This window comes from Chryseobacterium culicis, assembly GCF_900108365.1.
GTDB classification, from domain to species: Bacteria; Bacteroidota; Bacteroidia; order Flavobacteriales; family Weeksellaceae; genus Chryseobacterium; species Chryseobacterium culicis.
Genome location: NZ_FNWQ01000002.1, coordinates 851,860 through 867,130 on the forward strand (window position 1 = coordinate 851,860; position 15,271 = coordinate 867,130).

The 15,271-nt window shown below is 37.8% G+C and carries 14 protein-coding genes; 10 read left to right on the forward strand and 4 right to left on the reverse strand.

What is annotated here, in order from left to right; all coding sequences use genetic code 11:
* Window positions 1-82 precede the first annotated feature (82 nt).
* The 6 genes from BLW74_RS10220 to rplI all read left to right on the forward strand — a co-directional run bounded on the left by BLW74_RS10220 (window position 83) and on the right by rplI (window position 5,360).
* Window positions 83-910, forward strand: coding sequence for an SAM hydrolase/SAM-dependent halogenase family protein (locus BLW74_RS10220; RefSeq protein WP_089692307.1), 828 nt, complete (start codon window positions 83-85; stop codon window positions 908-910).
* A gap of 63 nt (window positions 911-973) precedes the next feature.
* Window positions 974-2,278, forward strand: coding sequence for a dihydrolipoamide acetyltransferase family protein (locus BLW74_RS10225; protein WP_089692308.1), 1,305 nt, complete (start codon window positions 974-976; stop codon window positions 2,276-2,278).
* 294 nt (window positions 2,279-2,572) lie between these two features.
* Window positions 2,573-3,925 carry a chloride channel protein gene (locus BLW74_RS10230; RefSeq protein ID WP_089692309.1) on the forward strand — a complete coding sequence of 451 codons (1,353 nt, stop codon included), beginning with the start codon at window positions 2,573-2,575 and terminating at the stop codon, window positions 3,923-3,925.
* Window positions 3,926-4,071: 146 nt separating this feature from the next.
* Window positions 4,072-4,413 (forward strand): 30S ribosomal protein S6, encoded by a 342-nt coding sequence (rpsF, locus tag BLW74_RS10235; protein WP_047429790.1) that lies wholly within the window; start codon window positions 4,072-4,074, stop codon window positions 4,411-4,413.
* Window positions 4,414-4,445: 32 nt separating this feature from the next.
* Entirely contained in the window at window positions 4,446-4,748 is a 303-nt protein-coding gene (gene rpsR, locus BLW74_RS10240) for a 30S ribosomal protein S18 (protein WP_002979091.1), read from the forward strand.
* Between the two features lie 111 nt (window positions 4,749-4,859).
* On the forward strand, window positions 4,860-5,360 hold the full coding sequence (rplI, locus tag BLW74_RS10245) for a 50S ribosomal protein L9 (protein WP_089692310.1): 501 nt from the start codon (window positions 4,860-4,862) through the stop codon (window positions 5,358-5,360).
* A gap of 266 nt (window positions 5,361-5,626) precedes the next feature.
* On the opposite strand, the gene BLW74_RS10250 is transcribed toward rplI, so the two are convergent.
* The gene (locus BLW74_RS10250; RefSeq protein ID WP_228424859.1) at window positions 5,627-6,493 is read right to left on the reverse strand and encodes a helix-turn-helix domain-containing protein; all 867 of its coding nucleotides are present in this window, start codon (window positions 6,491-6,493) and stop codon (window positions 5,627-5,629) included.
* Between the two features lie 74 nt (window positions 6,494-6,567).
* On the opposite strand from BLW74_RS10250, the gene BLW74_RS10255 reads away from it, so the two are divergent.
* The 3 genes from BLW74_RS10255 to BLW74_RS10265 all read left to right on the forward strand — a co-directional run bounded on the left by BLW74_RS10255 (window position 6,568) and on the right by BLW74_RS10265 (window position 10,806).
* Complete coding sequence (locus BLW74_RS10255) at window positions 6,568-7,902, forward strand: TolC family protein (protein WP_228424861.1); 1,335 nt, start codon at window positions 6,568-6,570, stop codon at window positions 7,900-7,902.
* A 5-nt stretch (window positions 7,903-7,907) separates the two neighbouring features.
* The gene (locus tag BLW74_RS10260) at window positions 7,908-8,954 is read left to right on the forward strand and encodes an HlyD family secretion protein (protein ID WP_089692312.1); all 1,047 of its coding nucleotides are present in this window, start codon (window positions 7,908-7,910) and stop codon (window positions 8,952-8,954) included.
* A 289-nt stretch (window positions 8,955-9,243) separates the two neighbouring features.
* Window positions 9,244-10,806, forward strand: a complete 1,563-nt coding sequence (locus BLW74_RS10265) for an MFS transporter (protein ID WP_089692313.1) — start codon at window positions 9,244-9,246, stop codon at window positions 10,804-10,806.
* A 2-nt stretch (window positions 10,807-10,808) separates the two neighbouring features.
* Here BLW74_RS10265 and BLW74_RS10270 read toward each other — a convergent pair whose 3' ends face one another.
* The gene (locus BLW74_RS10270; RefSeq protein WP_089692314.1) at window positions 10,809-11,318 is read right to left on the reverse strand and encodes a hypothetical protein; all 510 of its coding nucleotides are present in this window, start codon (window positions 11,316-11,318) and stop codon (window positions 10,809-10,811) included.
* An 18-nt stretch (window positions 11,319-11,336) separates the two neighbouring features.
* Window positions 11,337-13,016: a hypothetical protein gene (locus BLW74_RS10275; protein WP_089692315.1), complete on the reverse strand. Its 1,680-nt coding sequence runs from the start codon at window positions 13,014-13,016 to the stop codon at window positions 11,337-11,339.
* Window positions 13,017-13,205: 189 nt separating this feature from the next.
* Here BLW74_RS10275 and BLW74_RS10280 point away from each other — a divergent pair, with 189 nt between their 5' ends.
* On the forward strand, window positions 13,206-14,567 hold the full coding sequence (locus BLW74_RS10280) for an aldehyde dehydrogenase (RefSeq protein WP_089692316.1): 1,362 nt from the start codon (window positions 13,206-13,208) through the stop codon (window positions 14,565-14,567).
* A gap of 82 nt (window positions 14,568-14,649) precedes the next feature.
* Here the strand turns inward: BLW74_RS10280 and BLW74_RS10285 are convergent, their stop codons facing one another.
* Window positions 14,650-15,222 (reverse strand): thioredoxin family protein, encoded by a 573-nt coding sequence (locus BLW74_RS10285; protein ID WP_089692317.1) that lies wholly within the window; start codon window positions 15,220-15,222, stop codon window positions 14,650-14,652.
* Window positions 15,223-15,271: the final 49 nt, after the last annotated feature.

Genomic DNA, 15,271 nt, shown 5'->3' on the forward strand with positions numbered 1-15,271 from the left:
ATCAAATTCTTTTCAACAATCTTTCCGGCATTCTTTTTATTTTAAATAACTTTGCAATACTACACTATTCTATAAATTGCTCATGTCAATTATTACCCTTACTTCGGATTTCGGAAATTTAGATTACAGAGTTGCCGCTGTAAAAGGCAAAATTCTGTCGCTAAACCCTGAGGTTAATATTATTGATATCACCCACGAAATCCAGGCATTTAATCTTATACAGACCTCTTACATTGTAAGAAATGCTTATAAATATTTCCCGAAAGGAAGCATTCATATCCTTTCGGTAGACAGTTTTCATCATAAATCAAGAAAAAATCTCATTTATAAAGCTGACGGCTCTTACTTTCTGGCAGCAGATAACGGCCTTTTAAGCCTAATATTTTTCGATATTAAACCGGAAGCTATTTATGAGCTTACCCTGAATAACCGTTTCGATGACGTCATCAATTTCACCTCTACCGATATTTTTGTCCCGGCAGCAGTACATCTTGCCAATGGCGGGCTTCCGGAGGTGATAGGAAGAAAAATACCTTCAGCTAAGCAGCTGATGTTCCCGAGAGCAGTATACAATGAGTCTGAAGGAATGATCATTGGTGAAGTTACTTATATTGATAATTTCGGAAATATAATCTCAAATATCAACAAAGACTTTTTTGAAAATATCAGCAAAGGTTATAACGGTTTTACTATAAAATTCAGGAATTTAAGCCTTTCAAGAATATTTTCCAGCCATACAGAGGTGGTTTCAGACTGGGAAAGGGAGACAGAATTCCACGGGCAGTCTGCTGCCATCTTCAATGATAGTCAATTATTGGAGCTTACAATCTATAAAGGAAGCAAGAAAAACGGCGCCAAAAGCCTGTTTGGACTGAATGTAGGCGAAAATATTTATATTGAATTCAGCTAAGATTATATATTTCATAAAAAAACCGATTTTTTTTATATATTTGTCAAAATCTAAAAATCAAAAATGGCAGAATACAAATTATTGCTTCCTTCCATGGGAGAAGGGGTTATGGAAGCGACAATTATCACTTGGTTATTCAATGAAGGTGATAACGTAAAGGAGGATGACTCCGTAGTAGAAATTGCAACAGATAAAGTAGATTCAGACGTTCCGACACCAGTTTCGGGGAAAATCGTAAAAATTTTAAAGCAAAAAGATGAAGTTGCAAAAGTAGGTGAAGCCATTGCTATTTTAGAAATTGAAGGAGAAGGTACCGCTTCAGAAGAAGTAAAAACTGAAACTCCTGCAGCCGCTCCGGATGCTGAAACTTTAAAAGCAATTGAAGAGCCTTTGCAAACGGCAGCTGCTTCAAACGTAGAATTCTCAGGAGATCTTTATCTATCTCCCCTTGTAAAATCTATTGCACAACAGGAAAAAATTTCTGAAACTGAACTGAAATCCATCAAAGGAAGCGGTTTAGAAGGAAGAATTACAAAAGAAGATATATTAGCTTATGTTGCTAACAGAGGAAGCCAGCCTGCTCAGGCAGCTCCGGTACAGGCAGCGTCTGCTCCACAGCCGGCTGTATCTGCTCCTGCGGCTACAATTCCGGTAAGCGCCGGTGATGAGATCATTCCTATGGACAGAATGAGAAAGATCATCGCTGAAAACATGGTAAAAGCAAAACAAATTGCTCCGCACGTTACTTCTTTCATCGAAACCGATGTTACCAACGTTGTAAAATGGAGAAACAAAAATAAAGCTGTGTTCGAAAAACGAGAAGGTGAAAAACTGACGTTCATGCCTATTTTCGTGAAAGCTGTTGTAAAAGCAATTCAGGACTTCCCAATGATCAATGTTTCTGTAAATGGTGAAAACATCATCAAAAAGAAAAACATCAACATTGGTATGGCTACTGCCCTTCCGGACGGAAACCTTATTGTTCCTGTCATCAAAAATGCTGATCAGTTATCATTATCAGGTCTTGCAAAAGCAATCAATGATTTGGCTTACAGAGCAAGAAACAAAAAATTAAGACCTGAAGACACTCAGGGTGCAACCTATACCATTTCTAACGTAGGAAGCTTCGGAAACCTTATGGGAACTCCAATTATTCCTCAGCCTCAGGTCGCTATTTTAGCCATCGGAGCTATTGTTAAGAAGCCTGCAGTTCTTGAAACAGCTGACGGTGATGTAATCGCAATCCGAAACTTAATGTTCATGTCTCACTCTTATGACCACAGAGTGGTAGACGGATCTTTAGGAGGAATGATGCTGAAACATGTTCACGACTATCTTGAAAACTGGGATCTGAATACAGAAATATAAATAATGTAATCAGCAATAAGTACATTTGCTGCTTTTAAAATAGTAAACCTCCGATTAAAATCGGAGGTTTTTTTATTTTCATTAATTAAATTCATTACAAATCATAAGCATAACAACCATTCATAATAACAAAAATATATTCAATAAAAAATACTTTTATTTGTAAAATTGATAATTTTACACTTTAGGATTTTTGGAAATTATGCTTATTCGGATTATTTAAAAAAAAATTATTGCAGGAAAATAGGTTCTGATTACAGAAGATCATGTATTTTTATATTTCTAAATTAACAAATGCTGAAACTTTTCACCCTCATAAAAAGAGCTCTCAAAAACTCCTTCGACAATATCAGGAACGAACAGCTGAAGTATAATCTTCTGCAGGCTATTCCTTTTTGGATAGGATCTGTGATTACAGGTTTTTTTGCGGTGATGTATGCACAGATATTTGCCTGGGGCGAGCATCTTATGAATTTTATTTTTGACTGGCATTCTTGGATGATTTTCATTATTGCACCCATCGGATTTGTACTGTCCTGGTGGCTGGTGAAAGAATTTGCTCCCAATGCAAAAGGAAGCGGTATTCCGCAGGTGATGGCGGCTGTAGAGCTGGCCAATCCAAAAGAACACAGGAAAATCCGAAATCTGCTCAGTATAAAAATTATTTTTTTCAAAATCCTTTCTTCTGTCATCCTTGTTATCGGAGGAGGCGCTGTAGGCCGCGAAGGTCCTACCATTCAGATCGCAGGTTCTGTTTTCAGAAAGGTAAATGAATATCTTCCTGAATGGTGGCCCAAGATTTCCAAGAAAAACATGATTATGACCGGAGCCGCCGCCGGACTGGCAGCAGCATTCAATACACCGCTTGGAGGAATCGTTTTCGCTGTGGAAGAATTGTCCAAAACGCATATCAATTACTTTAAGACAGCTTTGTTTACGGCTGTAATTATTGCGGGTCTTACTGCTCAAACACTGGCTGGATCTTATTTATACCTGGGATATCCGAAAACCAATGATGTTTCCTTAATGGTAATGTTTCCGATTATGCTGGTAGCCGGTACTGCAGGTATTCTGGCCAGCCAATTATCCGTGGTGATGCTTAAAATCAACGGCTGGAAGAAGAAAAAATTAAAGACAGATAAAGCTAATGTCGTTTTCCTGATCATTTGTGCTTTAATTATTGCTTCAATCGCTTATTTCATTAATAGAGAAGTCTTAGGTTCCGGAAAAGAAATTATGGAGCGTGTACTCTTCACCAAAGATAAGCACGAAGACTGGTATGTACCGATTCTGAGGATGCTGGGACCTGCCCTGTCCTTTACTTCTGGCGGTGCCGGTGGGATTTTTGCCCCGGCTCTTACGGCGGGAGCAAGCATAGGTTCTGTAATTTCGGGAATTATTCATTTAACACCCAATGAAACCAATGTTGTGATTCTTGCAGGCATGGTAGCCTTCCTTACGGGAATTACGAGAGCTCCGTTTACTTCAGCCATTATTGTACTGGAAATGACAGACAGACATTCTCTGATATTTCATTTGATGCTGGCCGGAATGGTATCTTCTATTGTTTCTATTCTGGTAAGCAGGCATTCTTTGTATGATGTTTTGAAAGTAAATTTTTTAACGGAATTAAGAGAAAAAGAGTAATCCTTAGACTGTTTCACTCAAAATATTCAGAGAAATGCTGCTCAATGAGGAGATATTTCTGCCCATTTTCTTTCAATACTATTGTATATAAGAAATATATTGTCTACTTTTGCACCTCGAAATAATTAACAAATTCATTTAACATTATGAACAATTACGAAACTGTTTTCATTTTAACTCCCGTTCTATCTGAGTCACAGGTAGAGGAAGCAGTGAACAAGTATGTAGATCTTATCAAAGAAAAGAACTGCGAAATCGTTGCTAAAGAAAACTGGGGATTAAAAAAATTAGCTTATCCTATCCAATTGAAAAAGAATGGGTTTTATACTCTAATTGAATTCAAAGGAGAAGGTACTGTGGTAGCTGATCTAGAATTAGCATTTAAGCGTGACGAGAGAGTAATCCGTTACCTTACTACAAAACTTGACAAACATGCTGTTGAGTACGCTGTAACTAGAAGAACTAAAGTAAAAGCAGCTAAAGCTTAATTATTAACCCTATTTTTTAAAAAAGACAAGACATGGCAATAGATGAAATGGCTAAACAAGCCTCAGCTGGAGGAGAATCAGAAGTAAAATTCCTTACTCCGCTTGATATCAATACAAAATCTGAAAAGAAATATTGTAGATTCAAAAAATACGGAATTAAGCACGTTGACTACAAAGATGCTGATTTCTTATTACAGTTTGTAAATGAGCAGGGTAAAATCTTACCAAGAAGATACACTGGAACTTCTTTAAAATACCAAAGAAAAGTTTCTGCTGCTATCAAAAGAGCAAGACACCTTGCATTACTACCATACGTAGCTGACTTATTGAAATAAGACAAAAAATAAATAAAAGAAGAGGTCTCCCTCTTCTTTTGTTGCTGAATAAATCATTAATTCTAACTTGATTTTAGATACAAAACTAAAATCTAAAAAAGGACAACAACAATGGAAATTATCCTAAAAAAAGACGTAGAAAACTTAGGACTTGAGTTTGATACAGTAAACGTAAAGCCAGGTTATGCTAGAAACTTCTTAATTCCTCAAGGAATTGCTCTTTTAGCTACCCCTAAGAACAAAGCTGCTTTAGAAGCTACATTAGAAGCTAGAAAAGAAGAAGAAGCTAAATTAATCTCTGCTGCTAACGCTGTAGTTGAGCAATTGAAGAAAACTTCTATCACAATCCCTGCAAAAGTAGGTGCTGGTGACAAACTATTCGGATCTATCAACAATGGTGATCTATCTGCTGCTTTAGAAAAAGCTGGTGTTTCTGTAGAGAAAAAATACATCAAAATTCCTGGTAACACAATCAAGAGAACTGGTAAATTCACAGCTCTTATCAGACTTCACAGAAATGTTGAGTACAACTATGAGTTTGACATCGTTTCTGACGCTCCAGTAGAAGCTGCTGCTCCTAAAAAAGAAGAAGCTAAAACTGAAGAAGCTTAATAAGCAACTGAGAATTTCTCACAATACAGACCACTTCAATTTATTGAGGTGGTTTTTTTGTATATCATTCAGAAAGATTATGAATACCCCGTATTTTTGCTTTGCAAAAATCTCCCCCTTCAGCGAAGGGAATGTAGAAAATATTAACTGTTATTACTCGTTAAATGAGCTTTTTTACAACCTTACACGTAAGAACAGTCAAGAAAACCATATCCAGCACTATAAAACGCGTAACACGTACCCCGAATCTCAAACTCTCCCATTCACTATATATCCCCTCTCAATTTCTGCTGATATTCTGTAGGGGCAATTCCAATTACCTTTTTGAAAATATTGCTGAAAGAAGACAGGCTGTTGTACCCTACCATCATTGCTATTTCGTACATGTTGTATTTACCTTCCAGCATAAGCTCAAGCGAGCGCGTGATTCTTAAGGCTCTTAAAAAACGGATGTAATTCATGCCCAGAATCTCTTTAAATTTCCTGGAGAGGGTTCTTGTACTCATTCCGAATTCTTTTGCCGTAGATTCTATGGTGAGAGGCTTTTCGAGATTGGCATGAATGTATCTTGCAATCTTCAGTAAAGTTTCATCTTTGGGAAACGGATGCTGTATCGGAAATGCAAGGTGTTTATGCTTTTTTTCCTGTAAAACCCCTTTCAGTGCTTTGAGAAAAAAGTATTGATGAGTATCATTTTTTGTAATTTTCCCATCCCACTCTTTCGTGTACAAAATCATCTCTCTCAGTAGATTATTCACAGAATAAATATTGATTTCATCAAAAAAGCCACTTTCACCTTTTTCTTTCTTAAAATAAAAATTGTATAAATCTACTTTAGGACTGGTAGAAAAAATGTAGTGAGGGGTTCCGGCGGGAATCCACATAAAACATCTTGCAGGAAGATACCAGTGTCTCTGATCTGTAAAAACATGTACGATACCACCTTCTGCATAGACTAATTGCGCAGAGCTGTGATAATGAATTTCTGTAGTTACATTTCCTTTAAGGACGTGATAGACATAAAATTCAGCGTCTTCTTCTTCTACGGCTGTAAAATGGCTGTTATTCATCCAATAAAGGTAAGAAAGAATTTTCAGATTGGCGTAAATGAGCAAATCTTTTTCTGTTTTCACAAATAGGGTCTATAGCTCGTCATCGTAACTTTGCTGCATCAAAATCATTTTAGCAAAAATCCTTTAATTAATTTATGAATATCATATTGAACGCATGCCGGTATCTGTGCATGGCGTTGTGCTTAGTATTGAGCAGCTTTTTACAGTCACAGATGATAGATTACCAGCATCTCAGCTTACAGCAAGCCGTAGAGATTGGTCTGAAAAACAACAAAAACATACAGATAAGTCATCTGAAACAGGAAATGTCCGTTACCAAAGAGAAAGATCTCAAAATGGAAAAACTTCCGGACATCGAATTTCATACAAGCTACAACCAGGTAACAAACCTTTTTCAGCATCAGAATGGCGTTTTTAATAAAGCCACCAAATATGACATAATCAACGGAATGTATGACTTTACTTTATCTGCTTCTATTCCTGTCTATATGGGAGGAAAGATTAAAAATACAGAGAAGAAAGCAGCCATTGATACGGAAATTTCTGCTTTAAGAACCCATATGGACGAGAGACAGCTTAAAATGTCTATTATCACTGCTTTTCTGCAGATCCATCATTTAAAAGAACAGCAAAGCCTTATCAATGATAAAATGAAGGAGGACTCTGTTAACATTAAGCAGGTAAAAGCTTTAAAAGCTAATGGTGTTGTAACGGTAAATGAAGTCTTAAGAACATCACTGCAGCTTTCCAATCATAAAATGAGCTGGACAGAACTGGATAATGATATTCAGATTGCAGAACATAAACTGAAAACCATTCTTTCCCTTCCGGAAAACCAGGAGATGCATGTGAATACGGAAGATCTTATTTCCGACAAGGCAGAAATTCCTTACGTAGATGAGCTGACACAAGTGGCTTTAACCAAGAATGAATCTGTAGAAATCACTCGTAAGAACCTTTCTTTAAAAGAACTGGACCAAAAAATTACCAAAGCGAATTATTTACCCAAAATTACAGCTGGGGGAGAATATTTTCTGAAATATCCCAATATGATGTTCTTCCCTCCTGAACCCTATGCCTACCGTTTGGGCATGGTGGGTATAAATCTTACCTATCCCATCGAAAATCTGTACAAAAACAAATATAAAATGCAGGAAGCGAGGGAAAATATTAATCTTGCCCACCTTCAGATCGAGGAAAATGAGGAAAACGTAAGACATAACGTATACGAAGCTTATAAAAAGTTTGAAGAAACAGACCAGAAGGTAAAAATTGCTGAAGAAGCCATTAACCAGGCGAAAGAAAACTACCGTATTGTAAGAACAAAATACGCCAATAAACTAAGCCTTATCACTGAACTGATTGACGCCGATAATTCTTATCTGGAAGCTGAATCTAATCTTATTTCCGTAAAAATCAACAGACAACTTAAATATTACCAACTCCAATATACAATTGGAAACTTATAAAAACTATGGCACAGAAACAATTGACACAAAAGGAAAAAAGAATCAACAAGTCCATTACTTTACTGGCCTGGATCCTGATCATCAGCGGAATTACAGGAATGGTCAGCTTTTATCTTTTTTCAAGAAAAAATGTAACTACTAATGATGCACAGATTGAGCAATATATAACCCCTGTATCCAGTAAGGTTTCAGGATTTATCAAATCCGTACATTTTAACGAAAATCAATTCGTACACAAAGGCGACACCTTACTCGTTATAGACAACAGAGAGTTTGTCAATCAGGTCCATATGGCAGAGGCTAATCTTCATGCCAATACAGCAACCATCAGCACCATTGAAAGCGGGGTGAGCACCAAAGAAAGTGATACTAAAATCATTGATGCCAAAATTGCTTCCGCAAAAATTGATATCTGGAAAACAGAACAGGATTATAAAAGATATAAAAACCTTTTGGCTGAAGATGCTGCTACAGAACAGGAGTTTGAAAATGTAAAAGCATCTTATGAACAGTCAAAAGCTAATCTTTTGGCATTGGAACAGCAGAAAAATGCAGTAAAGGCCGGCGCAAATGAACAGCAGACTAAAGTGGCTCCCGTAAAAAGCCAGATCCAGCAGAGTTCAGCAAGCCTCAGTAATGCGAAACTCTATCTTTCGTATACAGTGATTACCGCCCCCTATGACGGATGGGTAGGAAAAAAGACCATCCAGGAAGGACAGCTGATCAAAGAAGGCCAGGCCCTGGTTCAGATTGTCAGCAAAGAAAAATGGATCATAGCCAATTACAAAGAAACGCAGCTTGGACAGATTGATCAGAGCAAGGAAGTAATTATTACCGCAGATGCCTATCCCGATGTTGAGTTTAAAGGGAAAATACTCTCTGTTTCTCCTGCATCCGGATCTCAGTTTTCATTGGTAAAACCGGATAATGCAACCGGAAATTTCGTGAAAATTGAGCAGCGATTTCCGGTGAAAATTATTCTTGACAACAACAAAAACAACGAAAAACTGCTTTCCGGAATGAATGTTCTGGTGAGCGCAAAGAAGATATGAGTTTGAGGGTTGGAGGGTTTTAGAGTTTTAGAGTTTTAGAGTATAAAAATATCCGGCTTTATTATCATTTTCAAATTCTTCCATTTTCAAATTTTACAATTAAATTATTTTTTTAGCGAAAAGGCAAACTGCAAAATAGCGAATCTGCCAATTTTTTCTTACAGCATATTTGCCATTTTACCTTTATTTGTTTACACCTTTGCCCTTTGTCTTTTCGCATTTTTCACATCCGGTTCAATGGAAGGTTGTTTCATTTGCCGTTTCTCTTTAAGCTTAAGCTTACAAAATTATGCAACACAATACAGTTTATCATAAATGGGTACCACAATGGCTGAAACTGCCTCTTCTGATATTGGCATTGTTTCCCCACCTGATGTTGCTGTCGCTTTTACATTCAAACAGCGCCTTCACATCTTCTTTTATGGATGTAGATTCTGATGACATCCAGTATTTAATGATTTTGATGTATGGGACATTTGTGGTTACCCTTTTAGTTTTACAAAGATTTATGGCCTATTTCAGCGTCAAATATTACGTGCTGCTGATGGCTTCCGTTTCCGTCATTATCCTCTATGTTTTATCAGTCACCAATGATTATCATGTTATATTGGTCATCCGATTTTTAGAAGGAATTTTCGGATTGCTGGAAGGAGCTATTTTCCTGCCTTTAATTATTGCTGAATTAAAAACAAAACATGCCAAGGTTCTGGCGTATCTCTTCATGTATACCATTATGCTGACCGGAGGGACCATTACCACTTCTCTTTTAAAATCAAGCATTGAAGATTACGATTTTCAGCATATGATCCTGATGATGGTCTATTTTCATGTATTTGTACTGATCATTGGTATTGCTCTGTTCAACAGAAACAGATTCTTTCCCAAAAAACCTTTATACCAATTGGATATTACCAGCTGGTTTTTACTTTGGGTATGTATGCAGGCGGGAGGTTACGCTGTTATCTATGGGAAAAGACTGATGTGGTTCGAATCTGATACCATTATTATGTGTCTTTTTATTTTCCTTCTTTCAGGAGGCTTATTTATGCTCAAACAGAGAAACTCTAAGAGACCATTGTTTCATTTTGAGGTTTTCAGTTCAAAAAACGTGATTGCAGGCATGATTCTGTTTTTCATTTTTTATCTGATCCGCTCCGGACTAAACAATGTATACAGCATTATGGCTACGGTATGGAAATGGCCTTGGGACTATATTGTAAATATCCAGTACTGGAATGTTGCAGGCACTCTTGTGGGTATAGTATTATCAGGTATCTGTCTTGTTCGGGGAGTATCCTCAAGAATTGTTTTTTTTACGGGATTCCTTTTACTGGCTATAGACTGCGCCTGGTTTACCTATACTTTTTATCCTGACACAACTCTTTCTACTATTTGTCCCCCATTGTTTTTGCAGGGGGTCGCTCAGGGATTATTATTTACTCCCCTTGTATTCTTTCTGATTTCAGGTACTCCGGAAGAATATGTATCCAATGCTACAGCGTTAGGAACTACCACCCGCTTCTGGACTACCGCTATAGGATATGCACTGATGCAGAACCTGATGTTATTTTTAACATTAAAACATTCTGATACACTCAGCGCCAGCTTTACAGATACCAATCCTGTATTTTACAGTCAGTGGAATCAGCTTTTCGGGGCTAATATTGCGAAACTCTCAGTTAATGATTCTTTATCCATGACAGCAGGAGCTTTTAAAGCCAAAATAACGGCACAGTCTATCCTTCTTTCCAATATGGAAATTTTTACGGGATTGTTCTGGCTGGCACTTACTACAGCAGTGGGTCTGCTCCTTTACCATCCTGTAAAAATAGCTGTAAGAAACATCATGTAAAATTATTCTCCCCAGAAAGACCACACATTTCCGTTAAAAACGGCAATCTGCTTTTTCTGGGTATCATAAACCATCATTCCGGCGGCAGGAGAAATAATATTGAGATAGGGAGACGCTACTTTCGGTAAAACCATAGCTTTATTACTGTCTTCAAGGACCAGAATTCCGGAAACAGACGAAGGGGTTCCTATGGAAACTTTTGAGTTGGTATTATCAGGTAAATTATTCTGCAGACTTGTATCAGCAGTGCCCGTTGCATCAACGGAGAGGTCTTTCCAAAGATTGTTCTGATACACTTTCACCTTCATATCTGAAGTATCAAATATCAATGTTCCGTTCACCACATTCAGAATTCCTGAGGCGCTCTCTACCCACGGGAGAACAAGACCGCGGTTTTCATTTCCAAATTCAACGGATGACGATGCGGATTCTAATGCTGTTTTTCCTATAGCAACCTGAGCATTAAAGCTTCCGGAAAGTATTAATATAAGAAGTGGGGCTATTTTTTTCATAATTAATCATGTTTTCTGTTAATCCGGGCAGGTTTGGGTATTAAAGCATTTCCAGCCTGCGGCAGTTCCGTCAGTATTAACCTGCAGACAATTTTGTGTCGTATTATACACAAGCATCCCTTCTTTAAGATCCGCCAGCGGAATTGCTGCGACCTGAGCATCCGTAAGCCTGTTAAGAACAAACCCTTTATTCCGGGACTCCAATACAGCCCACGCTCCTTTTCTTATTCCCGGCCAGTTGTTTCCACCGCTATCCGCTCTGCTCAATGAGGTAATTCCAAAATCAGCAGAAAGTACCGTACCTGCTGTTACTGCAGGTTTATAGCAAGGCACAATTCCTTGAATCGTAACTGTAACTGTTGCTGTATCACAATTTGACGGAGCAGCAGTCTGGCAGATCTGGTACACCAGTTGATAAGTGCCCGGAGGTGTTCCCGGAGCTGCAAGAATATGTCCATCAGCCGTATTCAGGGATATATTGGGATTTGAAGTAGATATCTGGGATAAAATGACATTGGAAAGGGTTGCCTGAGCTCCGCCATACGTTTCAAAATCGTTATCTAAAACAACTCCTGCAGAAGATCCTCCTGCCACAATAGTGTAGGCATCGTCTATTGCCATTGGTGGGAGATCACCGTTAATGGCAGGACAAAATCCCGGATTGATGATCAAAGGCGCACTACAACTGTTGTCAGAAGCACAATCATAGGTAACATTAGAAAGAAAACTTGGGTTACTGTTCATAAAAACCGTGCTTTGATCAGATATACCTGTCGTTCTTCTGAAATCGAGATTAGGGCCAATCACTACATTTCCTGTCTGAATTGCATTCTGCAGTACCACATATCCTTTTTTTGCAGAGGATGACGGCCCCTGAATTGCTGCATTTCCTCCCTGAAACTGATTCAATGCCAATTCTCCTTCATTGTAAATAACGGCATCAGAGGGGGCATTATTCATATTTCCTGTAGAAGTAAAAAGTCCGAAATTGTAAATCTCACTGCTGCTTCCTGATAAATTGATATCTCCGCCTACCGTAAAGATTCCGGTATTAATAATTTTACCACCATTAATATTAAAGCCACTTTGAGATATGATCGTCCCACAGTTCACATAAACACTCTGTTCGGTATTTCCATAATTGCCACTGAGTAATATCAGCCCGCCCCCTTCATTTTTGAACAAAGTAGCTGCAGAGCTGCTCATATTGAGGTTTCCGTTAATATTCAGATTTCCGTAATTATCAATCGTATTGGAAGTATTATCACCTAACTGTAAAACACCGAGGTCTATGACCCCTTCATTACTAATTGTATTAACCTGGCCGTTCATTGTCAGATTTCCATTTCCTCCTCCTACTGTTATGTTTCCTGTACTGTAAACATGTATATCAAGATCAGCAATACTTGTCAGCGCCTGGTTGAAATTCAGGGTTCCGTGTACTTCAAAGCTCAGCGGAGCATTGGCAACACCGCTTATGTTATTCTGAAACTGCAAGGTAACACCGGAGGCTATACAGATTTTCGAATTGGTCCCAAAAGTAGGATTGTTGAAAATCATATCCGAAGTAAAACATACCGTAGTATTATCCGGAAAATGATAATCAGGATCTGCAGGGTTCTGAATACTGCAGCTTGTACATTGCGCGTAAATGAAATAACAAAAAAATAGGGAGAACAGACAGAACAATTTTCTCATTATCAAAATTTAAGTAAAATAAAATTACAATATTTTTTATCACCATACAATGAATTTTCTAAAGTTTACTGTTCTATGATTAAAACTTAATAATATGTTTTTTTTAATTAAATTAATACCTCATTATTATTACTAATTTCTTGGTCAATACGATCAGGAATATAAGAACGTTTAATATAAAAGTCGTCCATGGAAATCGAAAATATTTTACAGAAGCAAAGGGATTTTTACCAGACACAGCAAACCCACAGTCTTGCTTTCCGGAAAATGTATCTTGAAAAGCTTAAAAATCTTATTATTTCTAATGAGAATAAGCTGTATGAAGCGATACACAAGGATTTTGGGAAATCAAAATTCGATACTTTCACCACAGAATTATCCTTTATTCTGAATGATATCAATTACTATATCAAGAACTTAAAAAAGCTGTCTAAACCCAAAAAAGTAAGTACTAATCTTGTCAATCAATTGGGAACCAGTAAAATTTATGCGGATCCACTGGGTTGTGTGCTGGTCATCGGAGCGTGGAATTATCCTTATCAGCTATCGCTTTCTCCCGTTATTGCTGCGATGGCTGCGGGAAATTGCTGTATTCTAAAGCCCAGTGAAATTGCTGCCAATACCATGAAAGCGATGGCCTCGCTCATCAACGAGAATTTCCCGCCGGAATATCTATATGTATACGAAGGGGGAATTGAGGAAACTACAGCTCTTTTACAATTAAGGTTTGACAAAATATTCTTTACAGGAAGTACAAAAGTTGGAAAGATCGTATATAAGGCCGCTGCGGAACATCTTACACCTGTAACCCTTGAATTGGGCGGAAAATCTCCGGCTATTGTTACGAAAAATGCCAATCTTGAAGTGGCAGCTAAAAGAATTGTTTGGGGAAAATTCCTCAATGCCGGGCAGACCTGTGTAGCACCAGACTATCTTTTGGTGGAAGAAACCATTCAGGAGCAGTTTCTGGAAATGCTCCGCAAATACATCAAAGAATTCGGATATGAAAAAGATTCTGAGCAGTATACAAGAATCATTAACCAAAGAAATTTTCAACGACTGGTACGGCTTCTTGATCAGGAAAAAATTTATTCCGGCGGCCAGTCTGATGAAGCAAAACTCTACATTGAACCCACCATACTGCATCATGTAGATTGGAATGACGAAATCATGCAGGAAGAAATTTTTGGTCCTCTCCTGCCGGTGATCAGCTTTCAGAATTACCATGCAGCGCTTAACGCTGTTTTAGCTCTTGAAAAACCTCTGGCGGCTTATCTTTTCACCAATAATTCGGAAGAAAAAGAAAGTTTTACCCGCAAATTATCATTTGGCGGAGGATGCATCAATGATACAGTGATGCACTTAAGCAATGATCATCTTCCTTTTGGAGGCGTAGGAAATTCAGGAACAGGAAATTATCACGGAAAATATGGCTTTGAGACCTTTTCACACCAGAAAGCTGTTCTTGATAAAACTACGTGGGGAGAACCGAATATCAAATATCCTCCCTATTCTGAAAAAAAGTTAAGCTGGATAAAGAAGCTGCTGTAAATGCAGCCCATCATGTTTTCAAAAATGCTGCGCCACAAAATAAAAAAACTGCCTCATTTCCGAAGCAGTTTTTTTATTGTTTTTATCCTTTTTCAGGAGCCCAGGTTGTAAAAAATTCCTTTACTTTATCTTTACTGTACCCTTTTCCCTCTTCCAGGACATCACTTTGCTGAACTTTGATCATTTTTCCATCCTTATCTAAAATGATGAATACCGGATATCCAAATTTTTCACCCGGATTACCATATTGGGCAAAAACCTTTTCATTCTTATTCTCTGGAGAATAGTTCAGATGGTAGTATACATAGTTTTTATCTGCCAGCTCCTTTAGCTCAGGAGTGGTCTGTACAAAATTATTAAAACGAAGACACCAGATACACCAGTTTCCACCAGCCTGGATCATTACATTCTTACCCTCCTTTTTGGCCTGAGCAACTAATCTGCTGATATCAGCCTGGGCATCCGCTTTCGGATCATAGGGCTTAGGAAGCTTAGCTTTTTCTTCTGCTGCTTTTTTCTTGGCATCAAGATCTTTCTGTTCCGCCGGTACTGCAAGAGCTGGTTTTTGTTTTTCTTTATCGGTTGAATTCTTTACATCCTGTGAAAAAGCTAAAGTACTTAATCCCAGGAAAGCGAATATTGTCAATTTTTTCATAACATAAAAGTAAAAAAATATTACATATCCTTCAGCAAAAATAGAACCA

Bases quoted from the DNA above. Each gene is read 5' to 3' on its own strand.
- BLW74_RS10220 (WP_089692307.1), top strand. From the start codon at position 83: ATGTCAATTATTACCCTTACTTCGGATTTCGGAAATTTAGATTACAGA.
- BLW74_RS10225 (WP_089692308.1), top strand. From the start codon at position 974: ATGGCAGAATACAAATTATTGCTTCCTTCCATGGGAGAAGGGGTTATG.
- BLW74_RS10230 (WP_089692309.1), top strand. From the start codon at position 2,573: ATGCTGAAACTTTTCACCCTCATAAAAAGAGCTCTCAAAAACTCCTTC.
- rpsF (WP_047429790.1), top strand. From the start codon at position 4,072: ATGAACAATTACGAAACTGTTTTCATTTTAACTCCCGTTCTATCTGAG.
- rpsR (WP_002979091.1), top strand. From the start codon at position 4,446: ATGGCAATAGATGAAATGGCTAAACAAGCCTCAGCTGGAGGAGAATCA.
- rplI (WP_089692310.1), top strand. From the start codon at position 4,860: ATGGAAATTATCCTAAAAAAAGACGTAGAAAACTTAGGACTTGAGTTT.
- BLW74_RS10255 (WP_228424861.1), top strand. From the start codon at position 6,568: ATGAATATCATATTGAACGCATGCCGGTATCTGTGCATGGCGTTGTGC.
- BLW74_RS10260 (WP_089692312.1), top strand. From the start codon at position 7,908: ATGGCACAGAAACAATTGACACAAAAGGAAAAAAGAATCAACAAGTCC.
- BLW74_RS10265 (WP_089692313.1), top strand. From the start codon at position 9,244: ATGCAACACAATACAGTTTATCATAAATGGGTACCACAATGGCTGAAA.
- BLW74_RS10270 (WP_089692314.1), bottom strand. From the start codon at position 11,318: ATGAAAAAAATAGCCCCACTTCTTATATTAATACTTTCCGGAAGCTTT.
- BLW74_RS10275 (WP_089692315.1), bottom strand. From the start codon at position 13,016: ATGAGAAAATTGTTCTGTCTGTTCTCCCTATTTTTTTGTTATTTCATT.
- BLW74_RS10280 (WP_089692316.1), top strand. From the start codon at position 13,206: ATGGAAATCGAAAATATTTTACAGAAGCAAAGGGATTTTTACCAGACA.
- BLW74_RS10285 (WP_089692317.1), bottom strand. From the start codon at position 15,222: ATGAAAAAATTGACAATATTCGCTTTCCTGGGATTAAGTACTTTAGCT.